16 protein-coding genes are annotated in these 19,576 nt (G+C 72.7%); 2 read left to right on the top strand and 14 right to left on the bottom strand.

Going from position 1 to position 19,576, the window contains the following annotated elements:
• Positions 1 to 42: 42 nt before the first annotated feature.
• The 4 genes from EQG70_RS16650 to EQG70_RS16665 form a co-directional block, all read right to left on the bottom strand.
• Positions 43 to 1,059 (bottom strand): magnesium and cobalt transport protein CorA, encoded by a 1,017-nt coding sequence (locus tag EQG70_RS16650; RefSeq protein ID WP_017833561.1) that lies wholly within the window; start codon positions 1,057 to 1,059, stop codon positions 43 to 45.
• 104 nt (positions 1,060 to 1,163) lie between these two features.
• Positions 1,164 to 2,186: a sugar ABC transporter permease gene (locus tag EQG70_RS16655; protein ID WP_017833562.1), complete on the bottom strand. Its 1,023-nt coding sequence runs from the start codon at positions 2,184 to 2,186 to the stop codon at positions 1,164 to 1,166.
• Between the two features lies 1 nt (position 2,187).
• Positions 2,188 to 3,819, bottom strand: coding sequence for an ABC transporter permease subunit (locus EQG70_RS16660; RefSeq protein WP_017833563.1), 1,632 nt, complete (start codon positions 3,817 to 3,819; stop codon positions 2,188 to 2,190).
• Complete coding sequence (locus EQG70_RS16665) at positions 3,819 to 5,048, bottom strand: sugar ABC transporter substrate-binding protein (RefSeq protein ID WP_109268390.1); 1,230 nt, start codon at positions 5,046 to 5,048, stop codon at positions 3,819 to 3,821. The genes EQG70_RS16660 and EQG70_RS16665 overlap by 1 nt, the downstream gene beginning before the upstream one ends.
• Positions 5,049 to 5,283: 235 nt before the next feature.
• Here EQG70_RS16665 and EQG70_RS16670 point away from each other — a divergent pair, with 235 nt between their 5' ends.
• Both EQG70_RS16670 and EQG70_RS16675 read left to right on the top strand, forming a co-directional pair.
• The gene (locus EQG70_RS16670) at positions 5,284 to 7,011 is read left to right on the top strand and encodes a glycoside hydrolase family 13 protein (RefSeq protein ID WP_109268391.1); all 1,728 of its coding nucleotides are present in this window, start codon (positions 5,284 to 5,286) and stop codon (positions 7,009 to 7,011) included.
• On the top strand, positions 6,972 to 8,036 hold the full coding sequence (locus EQG70_RS16675) for a LacI family DNA-binding transcriptional regulator (RefSeq protein ID WP_244296583.1): 1,065 nt from the start codon (positions 6,972 to 6,974) through the stop codon (positions 8,034 to 8,036). Before EQG70_RS16670 ends, EQG70_RS16675 begins: the two co-directional genes overlap by 40 nt.
• A 38-nt stretch (positions 8,037 to 8,074) precedes the next feature.
• Here EQG70_RS16675 and EQG70_RS16680 read toward each other — a convergent pair whose 3' ends face one another.
• The 10 genes from EQG70_RS16680 to EQG70_RS16730 all read right to left on the bottom strand — a co-directional run bounded on the left by EQG70_RS16680 (position 8,075) and on the right by EQG70_RS16730 (position 19,576).
• Positions 8,075 to 9,637 carry a molybdopterin-dependent oxidoreductase gene (locus EQG70_RS16680; RefSeq protein WP_109268393.1) on the bottom strand — a complete coding sequence of 521 codons (1,563 nt, stop codon included), beginning with the start codon at positions 9,635 to 9,637 and terminating at the stop codon, positions 8,075 to 8,077.
• Positions 9,638 to 9,650: 13 nt separating this feature from the next.
• Entirely contained in the window at positions 9,651 to 10,676 is a 1,026-nt protein-coding gene (locus EQG70_RS16685) for an ArsA family ATPase (protein WP_109268394.1), read from the bottom strand.
• Positions 10,667 to 10,942, bottom strand: a complete 276-nt coding sequence (locus EQG70_RS16690; RefSeq protein WP_052132674.1) for a cory-CC-star protein — start codon at positions 10,940 to 10,942, stop codon at positions 10,667 to 10,669. Before EQG70_RS16690 ends, EQG70_RS16685 begins: the two co-directional genes overlap by 10 nt.
• Before the next feature lie 4 nt (positions 10,943 to 10,946).
• Positions 10,947 to 12,653 (bottom strand): carbon starvation CstA family protein, encoded by a 1,707-nt coding sequence (locus EQG70_RS16695; RefSeq protein WP_095650208.1) that lies wholly within the window; start codon positions 12,651 to 12,653, stop codon positions 10,947 to 10,949.
• Between the two features lie 134 nt (positions 12,654 to 12,787).
• Complete coding sequence (gene nagA, locus EQG70_RS18645) at positions 12,788 to 14,983, bottom strand: N-acetylglucosamine-6-phosphate deacetylase (RefSeq protein WP_244296584.1); 2,196 nt, start codon at positions 14,981 to 14,983, stop codon at positions 12,788 to 12,790.
• A 48-nt stretch (positions 14,984 to 15,031) separates the two neighbouring features.
• Positions 15,032 to 15,919 carry an endonuclease/exonuclease/phosphatase family protein gene (locus EQG70_RS16710; RefSeq protein WP_109268395.1) on the bottom strand — a complete coding sequence of 296 codons (888 nt, stop codon included), beginning with the start codon at positions 15,917 to 15,919 and terminating at the stop codon, positions 15,032 to 15,034.
• Complete coding sequence (locus EQG70_RS16715) at positions 15,916 to 16,902, bottom strand: family 43 glycosylhydrolase (protein WP_109268396.1); 987 nt, start codon at positions 16,900 to 16,902, stop codon at positions 15,916 to 15,918. The genes EQG70_RS16710 and EQG70_RS16715 overlap by 4 nt, the downstream gene beginning before the upstream one ends.
• On the bottom strand, positions 16,899 to 17,687 hold the full coding sequence (gene nagB / locus EQG70_RS16720; protein WP_031283062.1) for a glucosamine-6-phosphate deaminase: 789 nt from the start codon (positions 17,685 to 17,687) through the stop codon (positions 16,899 to 16,901). Before nagB ends, EQG70_RS16715 begins: the two co-directional genes overlap by 4 nt.
• A gap of 52 nt (positions 17,688 to 17,739) precedes the next feature.
• Positions 17,740 to 18,597, bottom strand: a complete 858-nt coding sequence (locus tag EQG70_RS16725; protein WP_109221448.1) for a carbohydrate ABC transporter permease — start codon at positions 18,595 to 18,597, stop codon at positions 17,740 to 17,742.
• A gap of 1 nt (position 18,598) precedes the next feature.
• Positions 18,599 to 19,576, bottom strand: a complete 978-nt coding sequence (locus tag EQG70_RS16730; RefSeq protein ID WP_109221449.1) for a carbohydrate ABC transporter permease — start codon at positions 19,574 to 19,576, stop codon at positions 18,599 to 18,601.

A 19,576-nucleotide genomic window follows, 5' to 3' on the forward strand; every position in this document is an offset into this window, starting at 1 on the left:
AAGGTCGCCGGGAGGGTCGCCGCGGAGGTCGCCCGGTGACGCTCAGAGCCACCGCTTCCACTTGAACACCCCGTAGAGGGCCACCCCCATGCCCAGCATGGCCAGCAGCGCGAGCGGGTAGCCCAGCGTCCACGCGAGCTCGGGCATGTGCTCGAAGTTCATCCCGTACACCGTGCCCACCAGGGTCGGGGCGAAGAGGATCGCGGCCCAGGAGGAGATCCGCTTGACCTCCTCGCTCTGCGCCAGGGCCGACTCGGTGAGCCGCTGCATCTCGTCGTTCTGCCGCTGGCCCACCAGGGTCGCGTGCACCGTGAGGGCGTTCTGCAGGAGCACCCGGAACGCGTCCGCGCGCTCGGCCACCCGGATGGCGTGGTCCTGCACGTCCCGCAGCCGCTGCTGCAGCTCGAGGTCGAGCCCGTACTTCTCCGCCCCGTGCTGCAGGGCCTCCAGCATGGCCACCAGCGGGTGGACGGCGCGCTGGAACTCGATGACCTCCCGGGAGAGCTCGTAGACGCGGCGGGAGACGTCCCGGTCTGCGCCGAAGATCTCGTCCTCGATCTCGTCGATGTCGTTCTCGAGTCCCGCGACCACGGGGGCGTAGCCGTCGACCACTTCGTCCAGGATCCCGTACAGCACCGCCTGCGGGCCCGTGCCCAGCAGCTCCGGCGCGGCCTCCAGCCGGCGCCGGACCGCGGCCAGGTCAGGGGACTCGGCGTGGCGGACCGTGACCACGAAGTCGCGGCCCACGAACACGTGCAGCTCCCCGAACTCGACCTTCTCCACGTCGTCCAGGTAGCGGGCCGGGCGCAGCACCACGAAGAGGGTGTCCCCGAAACGCTCCAGCTTGGCGCGCTGGTGGCCCTTCAGGGCGTCCTCCACCGCGAGGTCGTGCAGCCGGAACTCCGCGGCCACGGACTGCACCTCGGCCGGCTCGGGGCGGTAGAGACCGATCCAGGCCATCCCGCCGCGCCCGCGCAGCGCCGCGTAGGTCTCGTCGAGGTCCTCCGGGGTCGACGTGCGCCGGCCCTCCACGTACACCACGTTGTCCACCAGCGTCACCGCGTGCCACCTCCCGTTCTGTCCGTCGCCCGTCCCGCCCCATCATGACAGGGCCCGTCCCCCGGGCCGGACCGGTGGGTGCGGCGCAGGTGGCGGGCGGGTGGTCAGCCCTTCACGGCGCCGCCGGTGAGCCCGGAGACGATGTAGCGCTGGAGGAACAGGAACAGCGCGACCACCGGGATCGCCGCCAGGATCGCCCCGGCGGTGAAGACGCCCCAGTTCTCCCCGAACTGCACGGAGACGAACTGATACAGCCCCACGGCCAGCGTGTACTTGTCCGGGTCCTGGAGCACGATCTGGGCCAGCAGGAAGTCCGAGAAGGACGCGATGAAGGACAGCATCCCGACCACCACGAGGATGGGGGTCACCAGCGGCAGGATCATCGTCCAGTAGATCTGGGCGTGCGAGGCGCCGTCGATCTCCGCGGCCTCGTCGAGGTCCTTGGGGATGGTGTTGAAGAAGCCGTACATCAGGAACGTGTTGGCGCCCAGCGCCCCGCCCAGGTAGACGGCCACCAGTCCCAGCCGGGAGTTCAGGCCCATGAACGGGTAGACCCCGGAGATCGCGAACAGCAGCAGGAAGATCGCCACGAACGCCAGCAGCTGCGGGAACATCTGGATGACCAGCAGTGCCAGCAGCCCGCCCTTGCGGGAGCGGAAGCGGAACCGGGAGAACGCGTAGGCGGCGGCCGCACCCATGAGCACGGTGCCCACGGCCGTGGTGACCGAGACGAACAGCGAGTTCCCGAACCAGGTCAGGTAGGGGTTCTGCGGGTCGTTGAGCAGGTTGGTGTAGTTGGCGCCGGTGACGTCCGAGAACAGCTGGTTGGACCCGAGCAGGGAGCCCGAGGCGGACAGCGAGGCCGAGAAGGCGTAGACCAGCGGGAAGAGGGCGAAGACGCACGCGGCGATCGCGGCGAGGTGCTTCCACCCGCCGCGGGCGGAGCGGCGGCGCCGGCGGGGCCGGGGAGCCCCGGGTGCGGCGCCGGGAGGCCGCAGCGTGTCCGTCGGCTGGAGGGTGGTCGGGGTTCCGGCGGACGGCGCGGCCGCGGCGGCGGCCCAGGGGGCGCGGTCCGTGCCGTCGGGGCCGGGGCGGTCGCCCGGGGTGGGTGCGGTGGGAGTGGACATGTCAGCTGATCTCCTCGAGAGCCTTGCTGCGGCGGAACGTCAGCGCGGAGATGACGGCCACCATGATGAAGATGAGGATGGACAGGGCGGAGGCCAGACCGTAGTCGTTGGTGCCGCCGGCGAACGCGATCTTGTAGACGAACGAGATGAGGATGTCCGTGGCGCCCACCCCGGTGGTGGACTCCAGGTCCTGGGGACCGCCGCCGGTGAGCAGGTAGATCACGTTGAAGTTGTTGAAGTTCATGGCGAAGGACGCGATGAGCAGCGGGCCCACGGCCACCATGAGCATGGGCAGGGTGATCGCCCCGAACTGGCGCACCGGCCCCGCACCGTCCATCTCGGCCGACTCGTAGAGCTCTCCCGGGATGGCCTGCAGGGCGCCGGTGGTCACGAGGAACATGTACGGGAAGCCCAGCCAGAGGTTGACCAGCAGCAGCGAGAGCTTGGCCAGCCAGGGGTTCTCGAGCCAGGGCACCCCGGCGCCGCCCAGCAGGACCTGGTTGACGAAGCCGAAGTCCGCGTTGAGCAGACCGGCCCAGATCAGGATGGACAGGAAGGCGGGGAAGGCGTACGGCAGGAAGATGACGGCCCGGTAGACGTTGCGGAACCTCAGCTTCTCGTCGTTGAACAGGATCGCCAGGAGCAGCCCCAGGAAGAAGGTCAGCGCCACCGAGAGGATCGCGAAGGCGAAGGTCCACAGGGTCACGGAGACGAACGGGCCGCCCAGGACCTCCGGGTCGAAGATCGCCCCGAAGTTGTCCAGGCCCACGAAGACCCGCCAGCCCGGTCGCAGGGCCTCGCCGTCGGCGCTGACGAACGCGCCCTCGCCGTTGTTCGCGTACACGGTGCCGTCGTCGGCGACCATGGCGTCGGCCGCCTCGTCGTGCACGAGCGTGGGCTCGTAGGCGTAGGCCGTCCGGCCGTCGTCGGTGCGCAGCACGCCCTCGGCCTCCTGCTCGCCCACGGGCACCCGCAGGTCCGCCAGCTCGCCGGCGGCCGCCACGACGCCCCCGTAGTCGAGGATCTCGTAGCCGGGCGCCTCAGCGACGCGCCCGTCGGCGGCGGTCGCCCCCTCGAGCGGCGCGAGCGGCTCGCCGGTGGTGCCCACGAGCACCTGGCCGTCGCGCACCGTGGCCAGGGCCAGGCCGTCGGCGCCCTCGAGCACCGTGACCGGGTAGGCCCCGGAGCCCTCGATCCTCTGCTCGTACGTGGTGGTGAGCTGCGTGATCGCCGCGTCCTTCGTGGCGTTGTGGCCGTCGCCGTAGTTCGTGAACGCCGTGGCGGCGGTGTAGATCAGCACGAAGATCTGGAACACCAGCAGGAAGATCAGCCCGGGGAACAGGTACTTCGCGGGCAGCAGCTTCCTGGTCGGCAGGAAGTACACGAGATCGGCTGCGATCAGGGCGACGACGAGGAAGGCCAGGATGCCCCAGCTGCCGGCGGCCCAGGCCGCCAGGATGCCGAAGAGGCCGAACGCGTTGATCAGCGCCATCAGGACCAGTTTGACCACGAAGCCCACGCCGAATCCGCGGGAATGGGCGTGCTGGAGCTCGAGGGGGGCGCCGAGGCCGGCGCCCCCGCCGGTCGCTCCGGGGGCGGCGGTCCCGCCCCGGATGGGGGTGCGCGTGCTCATCAGATCTGTCCTTCGATATTGTCGATCATGCGGTTCCACAGCTCCACGGGGTCCCCGCGGCCGTCCACGACGGCGTTCTGCGTCGTGCCCCAGAAGCTCCACACCGCGCCCATCTCGGGGATGGCCGGCATGGGCAGACCCGTCTCGGCGATCTCCGCGTAGGCGGAGCGCAGCGGGTCGCCCTGCATGCGGTCGACGGCCACCTGGCTGGCGGGGGGCCGGCCCGTGCTCTCGTACATGGCCGTCTGCGCCTCGGGGCGGGTGAGGTAGTTGGCGGCGAAGTCCTGGGCCGCCATCGGGTTCTGCGCGTTGGCGTTGACGAAGAACGCCTGGACGCCCACGAACGGGCGGGCCTCCTCGCCCCCGGCCGGGGGCACGGGCAGGACGCTCACGTCCATCCCGGCGGCCTCGACATCGGTCAGCTCCCACGGGCCGCCCAGGTGGAAGGCGGACTCGCCGTTGAGGAAGGACTCCTTGGCGATGTCCGGGGTCATGGAGGTGCGCAGGTCCCCGGAGGCTCCGAGCTCCTGCAGGTAGCGGGCGAACTCGTTGCCGTCCTCGCCCCCCATGGTGAGGTTGCCGGTGTACTCCCCCTCCGCGGTGCGCTCGAACACCTCGGCCCCGAACGAGGTCTGCAGGGCGTAGAGATGGTACGGGTCGCCGGCCTCGGGCGACTGGCTCACCGTGAAGGGGTACTCGATGCCCCGCTCCTCCATGAGCCGGTGACCGATCGCCCGTAGCTCGTCGAACGTGGCGGGGTCCTGGGCGGCGAGCTCGTTGTTGCGCAGCATCGCCACGTTCTCGATCGCGTACGGCACCCCGTAGCTCACCCCGTCGTAGACCACGGCCTCCCGGGCGTTCTCGGTGAAGTCCTCCGCCCGGTCCCCCATCTCCACGGGGACGACGACGCCGTTGGACGCCAGCTGCCCGAGGTTGTCGTGCGGCGAGACGATGATGTCGGGGGCCTGCCCCGTGGGCGACTGGGAGATGAAGTTGGAGATCGCCTGCGCGTTGATCTCCCGCTGGACGAACTCCACCTCCACCCCGGTGTCGGCGGTGAATTCCTCGGCGATCTGCTGGAGGGCGGGGATCTCGTCGGATCCCGCCTGGATCTTGATGCTGCCCGGCCCGCCGGCCAGGCCGGCGACCCCGGCCGTGGGCGCCGACGAGCACCCCGCGAGCAGGAGCACGGCACCGACGGCGCAGGCCGCCCGGTGGAGGTGTTTCATGGTGGGGTTCCTCGATGTCTTCCGTGGTCGCGCGGTCGCGACGGCCGTCGGTCTGCGGGGGTGGTGCGGGTCGGTGGGGCTGCTGCCGCCGGGGGCTTCACCCGGGAGGTGAGTTGGCTCACTACTGTAAGCGTTACCACCACGGCTGTCCACACCCGATACAGCACCCGCCTTGCCAATGCACTCGATGTGATAGCGCTTCCAGTCTGTGGGGATCCGCTCTACGATGGACCGCATGTCCACGACCTACGGTGCGCTGCAGTCCCTGCGCCTCACACCCGTCCACGACCGCGACCAGGAGCCGAAGTGGTGGCGCTCCTCGGTGATCTACCAGGTGTATCCCCGCTCGTTCCGGGACCTCGACGGGGACGGTGTCGGCGACCTCGCCGGCATCACCGCCGAGCTGGGACAGCTGGCGGAGCTGGACATCGACGCGATCTGGCTCTCCCCCTTCTATCCCTCCCCGCAGCTCGACGGCGGCTACGACGTGAGCGACTACTGCGACGTCGACCCCTCCTTCGGCACCCTCGCGGACTTCGACGCACTGGTCTCGGCCGCGGACGCCCTGTCGATCCGGGTGATCATCGACCTCGTGCCCAACCACTGCTCGCAGGAGCACGTCCTGTTCCGGCAGGCCCTCGCGGCGGGTCCCGACGCCCCGGAGCGCGACCTGTTCGTCTTCCGGGACGGCCGCGGCGCGTCCGGGCAGCTGCCCCCCAACAACTGGCAGTCCCACTTCGGGGGCCCGGCCTGGACCCGGGTGACCGAGTCCGACGGGCAGCCCGGCCAGTGGTACCTCCACCTGTTCGACTCGTCGCAGCCCGACTTCAACTGGGACAACGAGCTGGTCCGCCAGGAGTTCGAGCGGGTGCTGTGCTTCTGGCTCGACCGCGGCGTCGCCGGCTTCCGGGTGGACGTGGCGCACGCGCTCATCAAGGCGGAGGGCCTCCCGGACTGGGACGGGCGGGCCGACGGGGGGAGCATCCCGGGCTACCCGTTCACCGACGCCCCGATGTTCGGGCAGCCGCAGATCCACGACATCTACCGGCGCTGGCGCGAGGTGCTCGCGGAGTACGACGGCGAGCGGATCCTCTGCGCCGAGGCGAGCGTGGACCCGCTGGACCGCCTGGCCGACTGGGTGCGCCCCGACCAGATGCACCAGACGTTCAACTTCTCCTACCTGGCGGCGCCGTGGGACGCCGCGGAGCTGCGCCGGATCATCACCTCCTCCCTCGAGGCGTTCGACGCGGTCGGGGCCCCCACCACCTGGGTGCTGTCCAACCACGACGTCGTGCGGCACCCGACCCGCCTGGCGCTGACCGCGGACTCCCCGCGCCCGGGTGACGGCCGCGGGCCCGAGGACGAGCAGCCGGACCACGTGCTGGGCACGCGGCGGGCACGTGCCGCGTCCCTGCTCATGCTCGGCCTGCCGGGCGGCGTGTACCTGTACCAGGGGGAGGAGCTGGGCCTGCCGGACCACACGACCCTCCCCCACGACGTCCGCCAGGACCCGACCTACCACCGGACCGGCGGGAGCCGGCTCGGCCGTGACGGCTGCCGGGTGCCGCTGCCCTGGACCAGCACCGGGGCGTCCCTGGGCTACAGCGCCACGGGCGAGGCCTGGCTCCCGCAGCCCCAGGGCTGGGCGGAGCTCTCGCGCGAGGCGCAGCGCCACGACCCGGCGTCCACGCTGTCCCTCTACCGCTCCGCGCTGGCGCTGCGGCGCGAGCACGGGCTCGGCTCGGGCTCGCTCGCGTGGGCGGAGGACCTCACGGGCCCGGAGTGTCTCGGGCTCGTCAACAACGGCGTCCTGGTGCTGCTGAACACGGGCTCCGCCCCGGTCGAGCTGCCGGACCTGCCGGTCCTGCTCCGCAGCGGGTCCCCGGCCTCCGCGCCGCATATCCTGGACCCGGAGGAGTGCGCATGGCTGCAGACGGAGGACCCCGGCACGACCGGACGATGAACCCACCCCGGCTCCAGGACGTCGCCGCGCGGGCGGGCGTGTCCACCGCGACCGTCTCCCGCGCGCTCAGCGGCAAGGGGCACGTCTCGCCCCGCGCCCGGGCCCGGGTCCGCGAGGCGGCGCAGGAGCTGGGCTTCGTCGTGTCCTACCACGCCTCGAGCCTGGCGAGCGGCCGGAGCCGCAACATCGGGGTGGTCCTCCCCCACGTCGACCGGTGGTACTTCTCCACCGTCCTCGAAGGAGTGGCCGGCGCGCTCATGGAGGCCGGGTACGACCTGACCCTCTACAACTTCGAGGGGGACCGCTACCGGGAGACCGTGCTGACCGACTTCCTGCTGCGCAAGCGCCTGGACGCGGCCGTGGCGGTGTCCCTGCACCTGGACCCGGCGGAGACGGAGCAGATGTTCGCCGCCGGCATCCCCCTCGTCGGGGTCGGGGGCCCGCTGGTGGGGGCGCCCACCATCAGCATCGACGACCTCGACGTCGGGCGCCGCGCGACGCAGCACCTCATCGGGCTGGGCCACCGGCGGATCGCGCACCTCGGCGGGGCCGAGGAGGGCAGTCGCTACTTCCCCATGTCCAGCGACCGCCGGGACGGCTGGGAGCAGGCGATGGCGGACGCCGGGCTGGCCGTGGAACCCGCGTGGTCGCTCGTCGCGGACTACACGTTCACCGACGCGTACCAGCAGGCCAAGAATCTCCTGGCGGACCCCGCCGACCGCCCGACCGCCATCTTCGCCTCGTCCGACGAGATGGCGGCCGGGACGATCCTGGCGGCGCGGGACCTCGGGCTCACCGTGCCCGGGGACCTGTCCGTCATCGGCGTCGACGCCCACCCCATCGGGGAGGCCTTCGGCCTGACGACCCTGGACCAGCACGCCCGGCAGCAGGGCACCCGCGCTGTGGAGCGGCTCCTCGAGCACCTGGCCGGAGGGAGCCGCGAACCGTCGAACGAGCTCTTCCCGGCCCACTTCGTCGCCCGCTCCTCCACCGGCCCGGCCCCGGCCTCCGACCACCGCCCCTGACCCGGCGGTCGGCGCGGAGGGAGCGCAGGACGGGCCGGTCAGGCCACGGTGAAGGTCCGCTCGTGCCACCCGGAGGCGCCGTCCGGGGCGGGCGGGGCCTGCTCGGCGGTCTGGACGGTCCCGTCCCGGTCCACGGCCCGCACCCGCGCGGTGTGCCGGCCGCCCGGGAGGTCGGCGCGCAGGACCCACTGCCGCCAGGTGTCGTCCGTGCCCACGGAGCCCAGCTCGGCGTCCTGCCACGGCCCCCCGTCCACGCTGACCTGCACGGCGGCGATCCCGGTGTGCTGGGCCCAGGCCGTGCCGGCGAGGACCGCGGGCCCGGCCTCCGTGCGCCCGCCCTCGGCCGGCACCTCGATGCGGGAGGACATCTTGATCGGTCCCCGGGCCGTCCAGCCGCGCGAGGTCCAGTACGCCTCCGCCCGGTCGAAGCGGGTGACCTCGAGGTCCACGACCCACTTGGTCGCCGAGACGTAGCCGTAGAGCCCCGGCACGACCATCCGCACGGGGTACCCGTGCTCGAACGGCAGCGGCTCCCCGTTCATGGTCACCGCGAGCAGGGAGTCCCGGCCGGGGTCGGTCAGGGCCTCGAGCGGGGTGCTCGCCGTGAACCCGTCCTCGGAGGTCGAGAGCACCATGTCCGCCTCGGCGGAGGGCCCGGCCTCGGCGAGCAGGTCCCGGATCGGCACGCCGGTCCACACCGCGTTGCCCACGAGGTCGCCGCCCACGGGGTTGGACACGCACGCCAGCGTCACGATCCGCTCGAGGAGCGGCCGGGCCGTGAGGTCGTCGAAGCGCAGCGTCAGCTCGCGCTCCACCATGCCGTGGATGCGCAGCTCCCACGCGTCCACGTCGATGCGCGGCACGGACAGGGCCGTGTCGATGCGGTAGAAGTCGTCGGCGGGCGTGAGCCAGGGCTCCACGTCCGCCACGCCGAGGTCGGCCCCGGCGGGGACCGGGTCCCGCACGGCGGGGGCGGGGATCCGCAGCAGGTCCCGGGCGGCGGGCGCCCGGGCCGCGGCCGCGGCCGCCCAGCGTCCTGCGACACCGGCGGCGGCGCCCAGCACGGCGGCGGCCGCGGAGACCCGGACGAAGCCGCGGCGGTCGAGGGCGGCGCCGGGCTGTGCGGACGGAGCGGTGCGGCGGGTGAGCACCGTCAGGAAGAGTGCCCCTGCCCCCGTGCCGACGACGACGGGGACCGTGTCCGCCACGGTCGGCCCCGCCCGCGTCAGCACCGCCAGCAGCCCGAGGAGCCCCAGCACGCCGAGCAGCACCGTGCCCATCGGCGGGTTGGCGCGCTGGGCCGCCCCGATGCCCGTGCCGACCGCCACGAGTCCGGCGGCCATGACGAGCAGCAGCACGAGCTTGTCCGCGGTGCCGAACAGGGCGATCGCCGCGTCCTTGACCGGCGCCGGGACCGCGTCCACGATCACCCCGCCCACCGCCGTGAGGGGCGCGCCGACCGGCCCGGTCACCCAGGCGAGCAGCTCGGCCAGGCCCACGGCGAGCGCGGTCGCGGCGACGCCCGCGAGGATCCAGGGGCCGAGGTCGACGGGGGCCCGTCGTCGTCGCCCGGTGTCCGGACGGTCCGCGGTGGAGGTCATGCGCGTCAGCGTGTCATGGGGCCCTGGGATCAGCCTGGGCGAGCGCGGCCCCGAACCGCTCGAGCGCATCCTGGCCCACGACGTCCCCCGGCAGCAGGGGGACCTGCAGCAGCGGGACGCCCGGGAGGGCGCCGCGCAGGGTGGCGACGTGCACCTCCTCCAGCGCGCGGCGCTCGGCGAGGAAGTCCCCGGCGTCCGCCGGGGAGCGCTTGTTGACCACGAGGGCCCCCACGTGCACGCCGGCGCGGACCAGCTGCTCGTGCAGCTCCGCGGTCTCGAGGACGGGCAGCCGTTCGGCCGCGAGGACGATGACGAAGCTGCAGCGCTCGGCGTCCACCAGCACCTCGCGCAGGGCCTCGAAGCGCTCGCGGCGGCGCAGCAGGATCCGCCGGATCTCGAGGTCCCGCTCCTCGCGGGGGTCCCGGGGCCGGCCGGTGCCCACGATGCTCTCGCTCGCGGCGTCCCGGTCCTCGAGGCCGCGCAGGGCGGCCCCGAACTTCTCCGCCCTCCCGCGGCGCCGCAGCAGCCCCTCGGTCCAGGCGGACATGATCTCGGGCAGGGCCATGAGCCGGGCGGTGTGCCCGGAGGGTGCGGTGTCGAAGACGATGAGGTCGTAGTCGTCCAGGCCCGTGTCCACGAGCTCCGCGATCCGCTCGAGCACCGCCGACTCGTGGGTGCCGGGCGAGTCCCGGGCGAGCTCCATGTGCTTGTCGACCTCGGCGGCGAGGTGCTCGGGCATCAGCCGGCGGATGGTGGCGCCCACGGCGGCGAGGTGGGCGTCGGTCGTGGCGACCGGGTCCACCTCGATGCCGTCGAGGGCGCCGCCGCCGAGATCGCGGGCCAGCGGGGTGATCCGGTCACCCACCGGGCGCTCCCACAGGTGCCCGAGGTTGTGGGCGGGGTCGGTCGAGACGACGAGCACCCGGCGGCCGGCGCGGGCCTGGGCGAGGGCGGTGGCGGAGGCGACGGCGGTCTTGCCGACGCCGCCCTTGCCGCCCACGAACAGGACCCGGCGGGCGGCGGCGAGCTCTAGCAGCATGAGATGTGCTCCAGGGGCGAGCGCTCCATGCCCATCCGCCGGTGCCAGTCGTGGAACCGGTCGTAGACCACGGGCAGCAGCTCCACGGTGTAGTAGCTGGCGGGGTTGGGCACGCCCAGGGCCTCGGAGAGGACCAGCATCATGAACAGGTCCTCCTCGTCGCGCTGGGCGCGGGCGAAGGTGCGCCGGTAGGGCGCCACGTAGAACTCGTGCAGGCCCGCACCGAGGCGGGCCTGCACGGAGCGCAGCCGGTCGAGGGCCCTCACCGGCTCACAGGGAGCGGTTCTCCCCGGCCGAGGTGCTGACGGTCTCCTCGTCCAGCTCGGGCGGGCTCTTCCGGGCCGCGTTCATGGCGGCCACGGACTCCACGATGACCCACAGGGCCGCGATCAGGATGATCACGTCGAGCACGAGCAGGAACCAGTTCTCGGCGGCCCAGAACTGCCCCAGCTGCACGATCAGCGCGTAGACGGACATCACCAGCAGGAACACCAGCGGCACCAGCACGGGCAGGACCGGGCGGCCCTTGCGCAGCAGGATCACCGCGATCATCGACAGCGTCAGACCGGCCAGCAGCTGGTTGGAGGTGCCGAACAGCGGCCAGATCAGCATGCCGCCGGAGCCGTCCGCGCCGGCGCTGAAGGTCAGCCCCATGGCCACCGCGAGGACGATGAGGGTGGAGACCACCTTGCCGATGCTGACGCCCATGATGTGCCCGGCCTCCTGCACCACGAAGCGCTGCAGGCGGATGCCGGTGTCCATCGTGGTGGCCGCGAAGAGCACGGCCATCGTGGCGAGGATGGTCGCGCTCAGCGACGGCGGGATGCCCAGCCCGGAGTTGACGACCGAGGCGCCGCCCTGGACGAACGCGGCCACGCCGCCCTGGCCGAACGCGCTGTACACGGCCTCCCAGTCGGCGAGGGTGCGGAACCCGGCGGTGGTCGCGATGATCGCGCCGAGTGCCAGCAGGCCCTCGCCCACGGCGCCGAAGTAGCCGACGAAGCGGGCGTCCGTCTCCTTGTCCAGCTGCTTGGAGGACGTGCCCGAGGCCACGATCCCGTGGAACCCGGAGATCGCGCCGCAGGCGATGGTCACGAACAGCAGCGGCACGATGCTCGGCGTGCCCTCGGGCACGGAGGTGTTGAACGCGGGCGCCACCACGGTCGGGGCGGAGATCAGGACGGCGCCGTAGAGGATGCCCAGGGCGATGAACAGCTGGAGGCCGTTGATGTAGTCGCGCGGCTGCAGCAGCATCCACACGGGCAGCACGGACGCGATGCCCGCGTAGACGAAGAGCACCACGATCCAGAACGCGTTGGCCGGCAGGCCCAGGACCGTCTCCGGCAGGACCACCGGGAAGCGGTCGCCGAGCAGGATGAGGGCGTAGAGCGCCACGACGCCGACCACGGACACGACGGCGAGGTTCCACTTGTAGCGGTAGACCGCCTGGCCGATGAGCAGCGCTACCACGATGGCGCCCCACGTGGGGATGACCGAGGTGGGGGTGCCGACCAGCAGGTTGGAGATCACCACGGCGAACGCGGCGTTGACCATGAGCAGCACGAGGAAGATCACGACCAGGAACAGGTTGCGGCCGCGGTGGCCGATGTACTGCCCGGACAGCGAGCCGATGGACTTGCCACGGTGCCGGTTGGACGCCCACAGGGCGCCGAGGTCGTGCACGCCGGCGAAGAAGACGGTGCCGAGGGTCACCCAGAGGAAGGCGGGCACCCAGCCCCAGATGACGGCGATGGCGGGGCCGACGATGGGGGCCGCACCGGCCACGGAGGTGAAGTGGTGGCCCCACAGCACGTACTTGTTGGTGGGGACGTAGTCCACGCCGTCGCCGAGCTCGTGGGCGGGGGTGACGAAGGAGTCCTGGAGCTGGTAGATCCGGCGGGCCACGAACTTCGAGTACAGGATGTACCCGAGGATCATCATGGCCACACCGACCACGGCGAGGACGATGGAGTTCATGTCGCTCCGATCTCTGGGGAGGTGGGTGGATGTCCGCTGGATCACCATGCTACCGCCGGGTGACCGGGATCACGGACCGCCCGCGCACGCTCCGCCACGGTCCCGCAGGGGGCGGAGCGGGGCGCGCCGACGACCTACATCGGCTCCCCCGGGGTCATGATCGCGAAGGACTCCCGGTCCGGGCCGGCCACGACCGCCAGCCGCCCGTACGCGAAGTCGAAGGGGTCCTCCATGACCGCTCCGCCGGCGTCGCGCACCCGCTGGACGGCCGCGTCGACGTCGTCGACCTGGAAGCAGACCGACCAGACCGCGGGAGCGTTCTCCGCCGCGGGGTCGGTCCCGCCGATGCCGCCGGCCGGGCGGTCCCCGTGCGGCACCGTGAACGTGGCGTAGGCGACGCCGTCCTCGCCGATGTCCTCGTAGTGGTAGCCGAAGACGTGGGCGTAGAAGTCGCGGGCGGTGTGGTGGTCGGGGGTCATGAGGTCGCACCAGGCGACGCTGCCGGGCACGTCGAGCACGGCGAAGCCGATGTGCTCCCCGGCCTGCCACATCCCGAAGGACGCCCCGGTGGGATCCTGCCAGACGCCCATCCGGCCGGCCCCGCCCACCTCCACCGGCTCCATCAGCTGGGTGCCGCCCGCGGCGAGGACCCGCTCGGCGCAGAGGTCGATCCGGTCCGAGGCGAGGTAGACCTGCCACACGTGCGGGACGCCCGTCAGGTCCGGGGCCGCCGGGGAGAGCCCGGCCACGGGTCTCCCGCCGACCAGGGCGTTGCGGTACCCGCCGTGCTCCGGCCGCGGCTCGTCGTACTCCCAGCCGAGCACCGCACGGTAGAAGTCCTGCGTGCGGCCCGGATCGGACGCGGTCAGATCGGCCCAGCAGGGGGTTCCGGCGGGCCACGCTTCGTTGCGCTGTGTCATGACGGGCTCCTTCCGACACGGCCAGGGTACGCCGCGCCCCCGGGGCCCACAGGAGCCGCCCGGGGGATCGTTACCCACCTGCGCCCGCGCCCCGCCTCTGCCCCGCGAGGTCGCAGCCGACGGCCACCGCGCCCGGCTGCGTGGCCGTCGGCTGCGACCTCGGCGCCGCCGGGGCCGACTCAGCGGGGTGGGTCCCCGGAGATCCACTCGCCCCGGCGCATGACGGCCTCCAGCCGGAGGTCCTCCCCCCACGACCAGGAGGTCCGCGAGCGCGCCCGCCGTCAGGCTCCCGGCCTCCCCGGCCAGGCCCAGGACGCGGGCCGGGACCACGGTGGCCGAGCGCAGCGCGTCCCCGAGGGGGACACCCGCCGCGACCGTCCGGCGCAGGACCTCCAGCATCGTGGCCGTGCCTCCGGCGATCGAGCCGTTGGAGACCAGGGAGGCCACCCCGTCCTGCACCCGCACCTCCGCCGCACCGAGCGTGTAGGTGCCGTCCGTCAGCCCGGTCGCGGCCATCCCGTCGGTGACCAGCGCGATGCTGTCCGCGCCGGCCAGCTCGAACGCCCACCGCACGATGCCGGGGTCCAGGTGGGTGCCGTCCGCGATGAGCTCGACGACGGCCCGGCCCTGCGCCGCGGCGCGCAGACAGGCCGGCACCGGCCCGGGCGACCGGTGGTGGATGGCGGGCATGGCGTTGAACAGGTGCGTCACCGTGGGCGAGCGGGGCGGGCCGTCCCCGGGGGCATCGCGGAGCAGGCCCTGCAGGTGGCGCAGCGCGTCGTCGACGGTCGCGGTGTCCGCGTCGGTGTGCCCGAGGGAGGGGACTACGCCGTGGTCGACGAGCAGCTCGGCCAGGTCCCGGGAACCGGGCAGCTCCGGGGCGAAGGTCATCGTCCGGAGCGTCCCCGCCGCGGCGGCGACGAGGTCGGCGGCCAGCCCGAGGTCCGGTTCCAGCATCCATGCGGGGTCCTGCGCCCCGCACCGGGCCGTGGACAGGAACGGGCCCTCGAGGTGGATCCCGGCGATCAGCCCCTCCCCGGTGAGCGCCGCCAGCAGCGGCACGGCGCCCAGCAGGTCCTCCCGTGAGGCCGTGACCAGGCTGGCCACGAGCGTCGTGGTGCCCTGGCGGTGGACGTGCTCGAGGGTGGCGCGGATCTCCTCCTCCGCCGAGGAGGAGAAGTCCGCGCCGAAACCACCGTGGCAGTGCACGTCCACGAGTCCCGGCAGCACCGTCTGCCCGGGGCCCAGGACGTGGTGCTCCCCCGGGTCGCCACCGGGGTGGCCGGACCGCGGCCCGGCGTGGACGACGCGATCCCCCTCGACGACCACGAGACCGTCCGGGTGCTCGGTGTGCCCCGTGTGCACGCGGCCCGAGAGGACCGTCCTGCGCGGGGAGTCCTCGGTGACCAAGGGCCTCTCCTCCTTCCGGTGGTGCGGGACGTCGAACCGGCGGGGGGGCTACCGGACCAGCCCGTTCGGGGACCGCGGGATCGCGAGGTCGGCGACGATCGGCAGGTGGTCCGACGCGGAGGTGCGCACCACGTGCGCGGCCCGCGGCCGCACGTCCTCGGACACGAGGACGTAGTCGATCCGCAGGCCGGCGTCCTCGACCGGGGCGCCGTCGGGAGCGAAGGTGTAGGCGTCGTCCTGGCCCAGGGCCGCGAAGACGTCCGTGAACACCTCGAACAAGCCCTGCAGCTCCGGGGCGTCGGGTTCGGCGTTGAGGTCCCCGACGACCACCGCCGGGCGCGAGCTCTCGCCGGTGATCTGCAGGATCTCCCGGGCCTGCAGCTCGCGCTGCTCGGCGCGCTGGTGGTCGAGGTGGGTGCTGTAGAACCCGACGTGGTGACCCTTCACGTTGATCACCGCCTCCAGCAGACCGCGCTGCTCGGTGGGCTGCTCCGCGTACTCGATGCTGGTCAGCAGATGGTTCTCGGAGTCGATGATCGGGTGCTCGCTGAGGATCGCATTGCCGTACCGACTGTTCTCGGTCCGCCCCTCGGCGGGCGCTGCGTCCAGGTTCGCGCCGTAGACGTAGTGCATGTCCAGGAGCTCCGCGAGGCGGGCCGCCTGGTCCTCGAAGTCGCTGCGCGAGGACCAGGCGTCGTCGACCTCCTGCAGCCCGATCACCTCCGCGCCCGACGCCTCGATCACGGCGGCGGTGCGCTCGAGGTCCAGCACGTCGTCCCCGTCCGCGCCGTGGTGGATGTTGAAGGACATGACGCGGAGGTCGGTGCTGCGGTCCGGGCCGTGGCCCGGGGCCGCCGCGGCGGGGGACGCGCCGAGCGCGCCGGCGGTCACGAGCAGGGCGGCCGCGGATCCCACGGCCATCAGCTTCTTCATCATGAGGTGCTCCTTGTGCAGGGGGTGGGGATGGGTGGTCGTTCGTGGACGGGGAAGAGCCGCCCCTCCGTCAGCAGGTCCGCCAGGGGCACCGGGCTCGCGATCTCGCCGACGAAGCTGCCGTCCACCCCGTTCTGGAAGCCGAAGACGATCCACTGGCCGTCGCGTCTGCGGACCAGCTGGGCGGCGTAGACGCCGGGCACGAAGAAGCTGGAGCTCCGTTCGAGCTCCCACGGCCCGAGCCGGCCGGCGCCGGGGGCGATCCAGGTCCCGGTGCTCGTCTCCGAGAACGGGATACCGGGCGCCAGCCGCGGGAGGCAGGAGAAGATGAGCACTGCGGTCCCGTCCACGACCTGGGACTGGACGACCTCCATCTCCCCGAAGCCGGCGGGCGCGGTCAGCGGGGGGCGGACCGTCCAGTGCTCCAGGTCGTCGCTCACGGCGTGGCCGACCACGCCGCGGGCGTCCGGGTCCCCCGTGGCGGCCCGTGCCGTCACGAGCATCTGCCACTGCCGGCTGTCGTCGTCGTAGAAGACGAAGGGGTCCCGCCACGCCTCGTCCGGCCACGTGCCCTCCCCGAGCTTCTCGTACCAGCGGGGGTCCGCCTCGAGCGGGCCCGCACCGGTGCGTTCCCAGCTGATCAGGTCGTCCGAGACGGCCGATCCGATGCGCTGCCGCAGCCCGTCCTCGGCGCGGCTGACACCGGTGTAGAAGAGGTGCCAGCGGCCGTCGTGGCCCTGGACGGTGCTGCCCGTCCAGGTCGCCATGTCGTCCCACGACGGTTCGTCGCCGGCCACGAGGGCGTCCGGCAGGAGGGTCCAGTTCTCCAGGTCGGCCGAGACGGCGTGCCCGATCGAGGCCCGGCGGTGACGCCGGTCGGGGTCCCGCAGGGCGCGGCTGGCCCGCAGGAAGAACAGGTGGTAGTCCTGTCCGTCGTCGGCCAGCCAGCTGTCCCAGACCCAGTGGTCCGCGAGGCGGAACGTCATCCCTCCTCCCGGGGCAGCCGGTGCTCGGCCTCGGCCACGAACCGGTAGTAGTCGGTCAGGACGAGCCGGCTCGCCGCCGCCTCGTCCACCACGACCGTGACCGCCCGGTGGAACTGCAGGACGGACGCCGGGCACATCGCGGACACGGGCCCCTCCACGGCTGCGGCCACCGCGGCGGCCTTGCGCTCGCCCTGGGCGACGAGCAGCACCCGGCGGGCGTCGAGTATCGTGCCCAGCCCCTGGGTCACGCAGTGGGTGGGGACGTGGTCGGGGGCCTCGAAGAACCGGGCGTTGTCGGCACGGGTCCGCGCGGACAGCGCCTTGACCCGGGTGCGGGAGGACAGCGAGGACCCCGGTTCGTTGAAGCCGATGTGGCCGTTGGCGCCGATGCCCAGGATCTGGAGGTCGATGCCGCCGGCGCGGGCGACGGCCTCCTCGTAGTCGCGGCAGGCCGCTCCGAGGTCGCCCCGGGAGCCGTCCGGGACCTGCACCCGGGAAGGGGGCAGGCCGAAGGGCCGGGCGAGCTCGCGCTCCAGGACGGCGGCGTAGCCGGCCGGGTGCCCGGAGGGCAGCCCGACGTACTCGTCGAGGGCGAAGCAGCGGAGCCGCGTGAGGTCCAGCAGACCGTGGGCCTGGCGGCGGGCGAGCTCCCGGTAGGCCCCCAGGGGGGACGAGCCCGTGGCCACGCCCAGCACGGTGTCCGGCCGGCGCGAGACCTGCTCGGCGACGAGGTCCGCCGCGCGCGCGTCGACGTCGCCGGCCGTGGGCAGGACGAGCACTTGCATGGGGGTCCTTCCGGACGACGGGTGGAGGTGGGCGGTGCCGGGGCGGTCCGGCTCAGCCCTTGACGGCGGAGCTCGCCACGCCTTCGATGAACCAGCGCTGGAAGACGAGGAACACGACGATCACGGGCACCACCAGGAGCACCCCGAAGGCCATGACCTCGCCCCACGCCGGGGGGAGCTGGCCCGCGAAGACGCTGATCTGGAGGGGCAGGGGGCGCAGGTTCGGCTCGGAGATCATCAGCACCGGCCACAGGAACGCCCCCCACTGGGTCAGGAAGGTCAGCACCGCCACCGACGCGTACGCGGGTTTGCTCATGGGCGCGATGATCTGCCAGAACACCCGTAGCGGCCCGGCGCCGTCCATCCGCGCGGCCTCGTCGATGCTGCGGGGGATGCCGGAGAAGAACGAGTAGAAGAGGAAGATCGACAGGGCGTTGCCGATGAAGGGGACGATCTGGATCCACAGGGTGTTCCGGGCGTCGTTGTAGAGGTAGAACATGGGCACGGCCACGGCCTCGAACGGGACGATGAGCAGCAGCAGGACGCCCAGGAGCACCAGGTTCCTGCCCCGCCAGGTCAGCCGCGACAGGGCGAAGGCCGCCATCGAGTTCACGACCAGCCCGAGCCCCACCACGCAGACCGTGACGGTGACGGACACGAAGAAGAACCGCCACAGGTGGCCGGTGCTGTCCGAGGACAGGCTCGAGGCCACGCCGGTGTAGTTGTGCAGGCCCCACTCGCGCGGGTCGAAGACCTCGAAGCCGGCGAGCGTGCGGGAGGCGGGGGCCAGCGAGGCCGCCACCATGTAGGCGACCGGGGCGAAGAACAGGAGGCTCGTGACGACGAGCACCGCGTAGCGGGGCACGTCCGTCCTGCGGCGGCGGGCGGCGGGGGCGGCGGTCTGCGTCATGTCAGTCCTCCCGTTCGCGGGTGGCGCGGCGCTGGACGAGGGACAGGACCACCACGATCACGAAGAACACCACGGAGATGGCGCTCGCGCGCCCGATGTTGTTCTCGTCGAACGCCGACGTCACCGCCTCGTACATCACGGTGCGGGTGGCGTCCTCGTTGAGCCCCCCGCCGGAGCGGGCCAGCACGTAGATCTGGTCGAACACGCGCAGCGACAGGATCATCGTGTAGAGCGCCACGAAGACGAGGGTGGTGTTGATCCCGGGCAGGGTGACGTGCACGAAGCGCTGCCACGCACCGGCCCGGTCCAGGCGGGCCGCCTCGTAGAGGTCGGCGGGCACCTGCTGCAGGGCCGCCAGCAGGATCACCATCTGGAAGCCGACGCCCTGCCAGATCGACAGGACGATGACCGAGGCCAGCGCCGTGAGCTCGGAGCCCAGCCAGTCCTGGGCCCCGAAGGCACCGCCCGAGAAGAACCCGAGCAGGGAGTTGAGGAGGCCGTCGTCCCCGCGGGCGAGGATCAGCCGCCAGATGAGGGCCACCAGGGCGATGGGGAAGACGACGGGGAGGAAGAAGACGGACCGGAAGATCCCGACCCCCCGGACGGTCTTCTGCACGAGCAGGGCCAGCGCGAGCGCGAGGGCGGTCTGCACCGGGACCACCACGGCCGCGAAGACCAGGTTGTGGAGCAGCGCGCTGAGGAACCGGCTGGACACGTCGGGGTCGGTGAAGATCCGGGCGTACTGGGTCAGCCCCATGAAGGCGGGATCGCGCGGGTCGCCGAGCCGGACGTTGTGGAAGGAGAAGCCGATGGCCGCGACGAACGGGACCGCGACGAACAGGACGAGCAGCAGCACGGCGGGACCCGCCATGAGGACCCCGGCGAGCCCGTCCCGCCGGAGCCCCCTGCGGGGCGGTGGAGCCTCTAGCACGTCAGCCGGGGCGGACGCGGGGGCCGCGAGGCCCGGTGTGGTGGTCAT

Source organism: Kocuria rosea, assembly GCF_006094695.1.
GTDB classification, from domain to species: Bacteria; Actinomycetota; Actinomycetes; order Actinomycetales; family Micrococcaceae; genus Kocuria; species Kocuria rosea.

Coding starts and splice junctions, on each gene's coding strand:
- EQG70_RS16655 (WP_017833562.1), bottom strand. CDS start 2,186: ATGTCCACTCCCACCGCACCCACCCCGGGCGACCGCCCCGGCCCCGAC.
- EQG70_RS16660 (WP_017833563.1), bottom strand. CDS start 3,819: ATGAGCACGCGCACCCCCATCCGGGGCGGGACCGCCGCCCCCGGAGCG.
- EQG70_RS16665 (WP_109268390.1), bottom strand. CDS start 5,048: ATGAAACACCTCCACCGGGCGGCCTGCGCCGTCGGTGCCGTGCTCCTG.
- EQG70_RS16670 (WP_109268391.1), top strand. CDS start 5,284: ATGTCCACGACCTACGGTGCGCTGCAGTCCCTGCGCCTCACACCCGTC.
- EQG70_RS16675 (WP_244296583.1), top strand. CDS start 6,972: ATGGCTGCAGACGGAGGACCCCGGCACGACCGGACGATGAACCCACCC.
- EQG70_RS16680 (WP_109268393.1), bottom strand. CDS start 9,637: ATGACCTCCACCGCGGACCGTCCGGACACCGGGCGACGACGACGGGCC.
- EQG70_RS16685 (WP_109268394.1), bottom strand. CDS start 10,676: ATGCTGCTAGAGCTCGCCGCCGCCCGCCGGGTCCTGTTCGTGGGCGGC.
- EQG70_RS16695 (WP_095650208.1), bottom strand. CDS start 12,653: ATGAACTCCATCGTCCTCGCCGTGGTCGGTGTGGCCATGATGATCCTC.
- EQG70_RS16710 (WP_109268395.1), bottom strand. CDS start 15,919: ATGATGAAGAAGCTGATGGCCGTGGGATCCGCGGCCGCCCTGCTCGTG.
- EQG70_RS16715 (WP_109268396.1), bottom strand. CDS start 16,902: ATGACGTTCCGCCTCGCGGACCACTGGGTCTGGGACAGCTGGCTGGCC.
- nagB (WP_031283062.1), bottom strand. CDS start 17,687: ATGCAAGTGCTCGTCCTGCCCACGGCCGGCGACGTCGACGCGCGCGCG.
- EQG70_RS16725 (WP_109221448.1), bottom strand. CDS start 18,597: ATGACGCAGACCGCCGCCCCCGCCGCCCGCCGCCGCAGGACGGACGTG.
- EQG70_RS16730 (WP_109221449.1), bottom strand. CDS start 19,576: ATGACCACCACACCGGGCCTCGCGGCCCCCGCGTCCGCCCCGGCTGAC.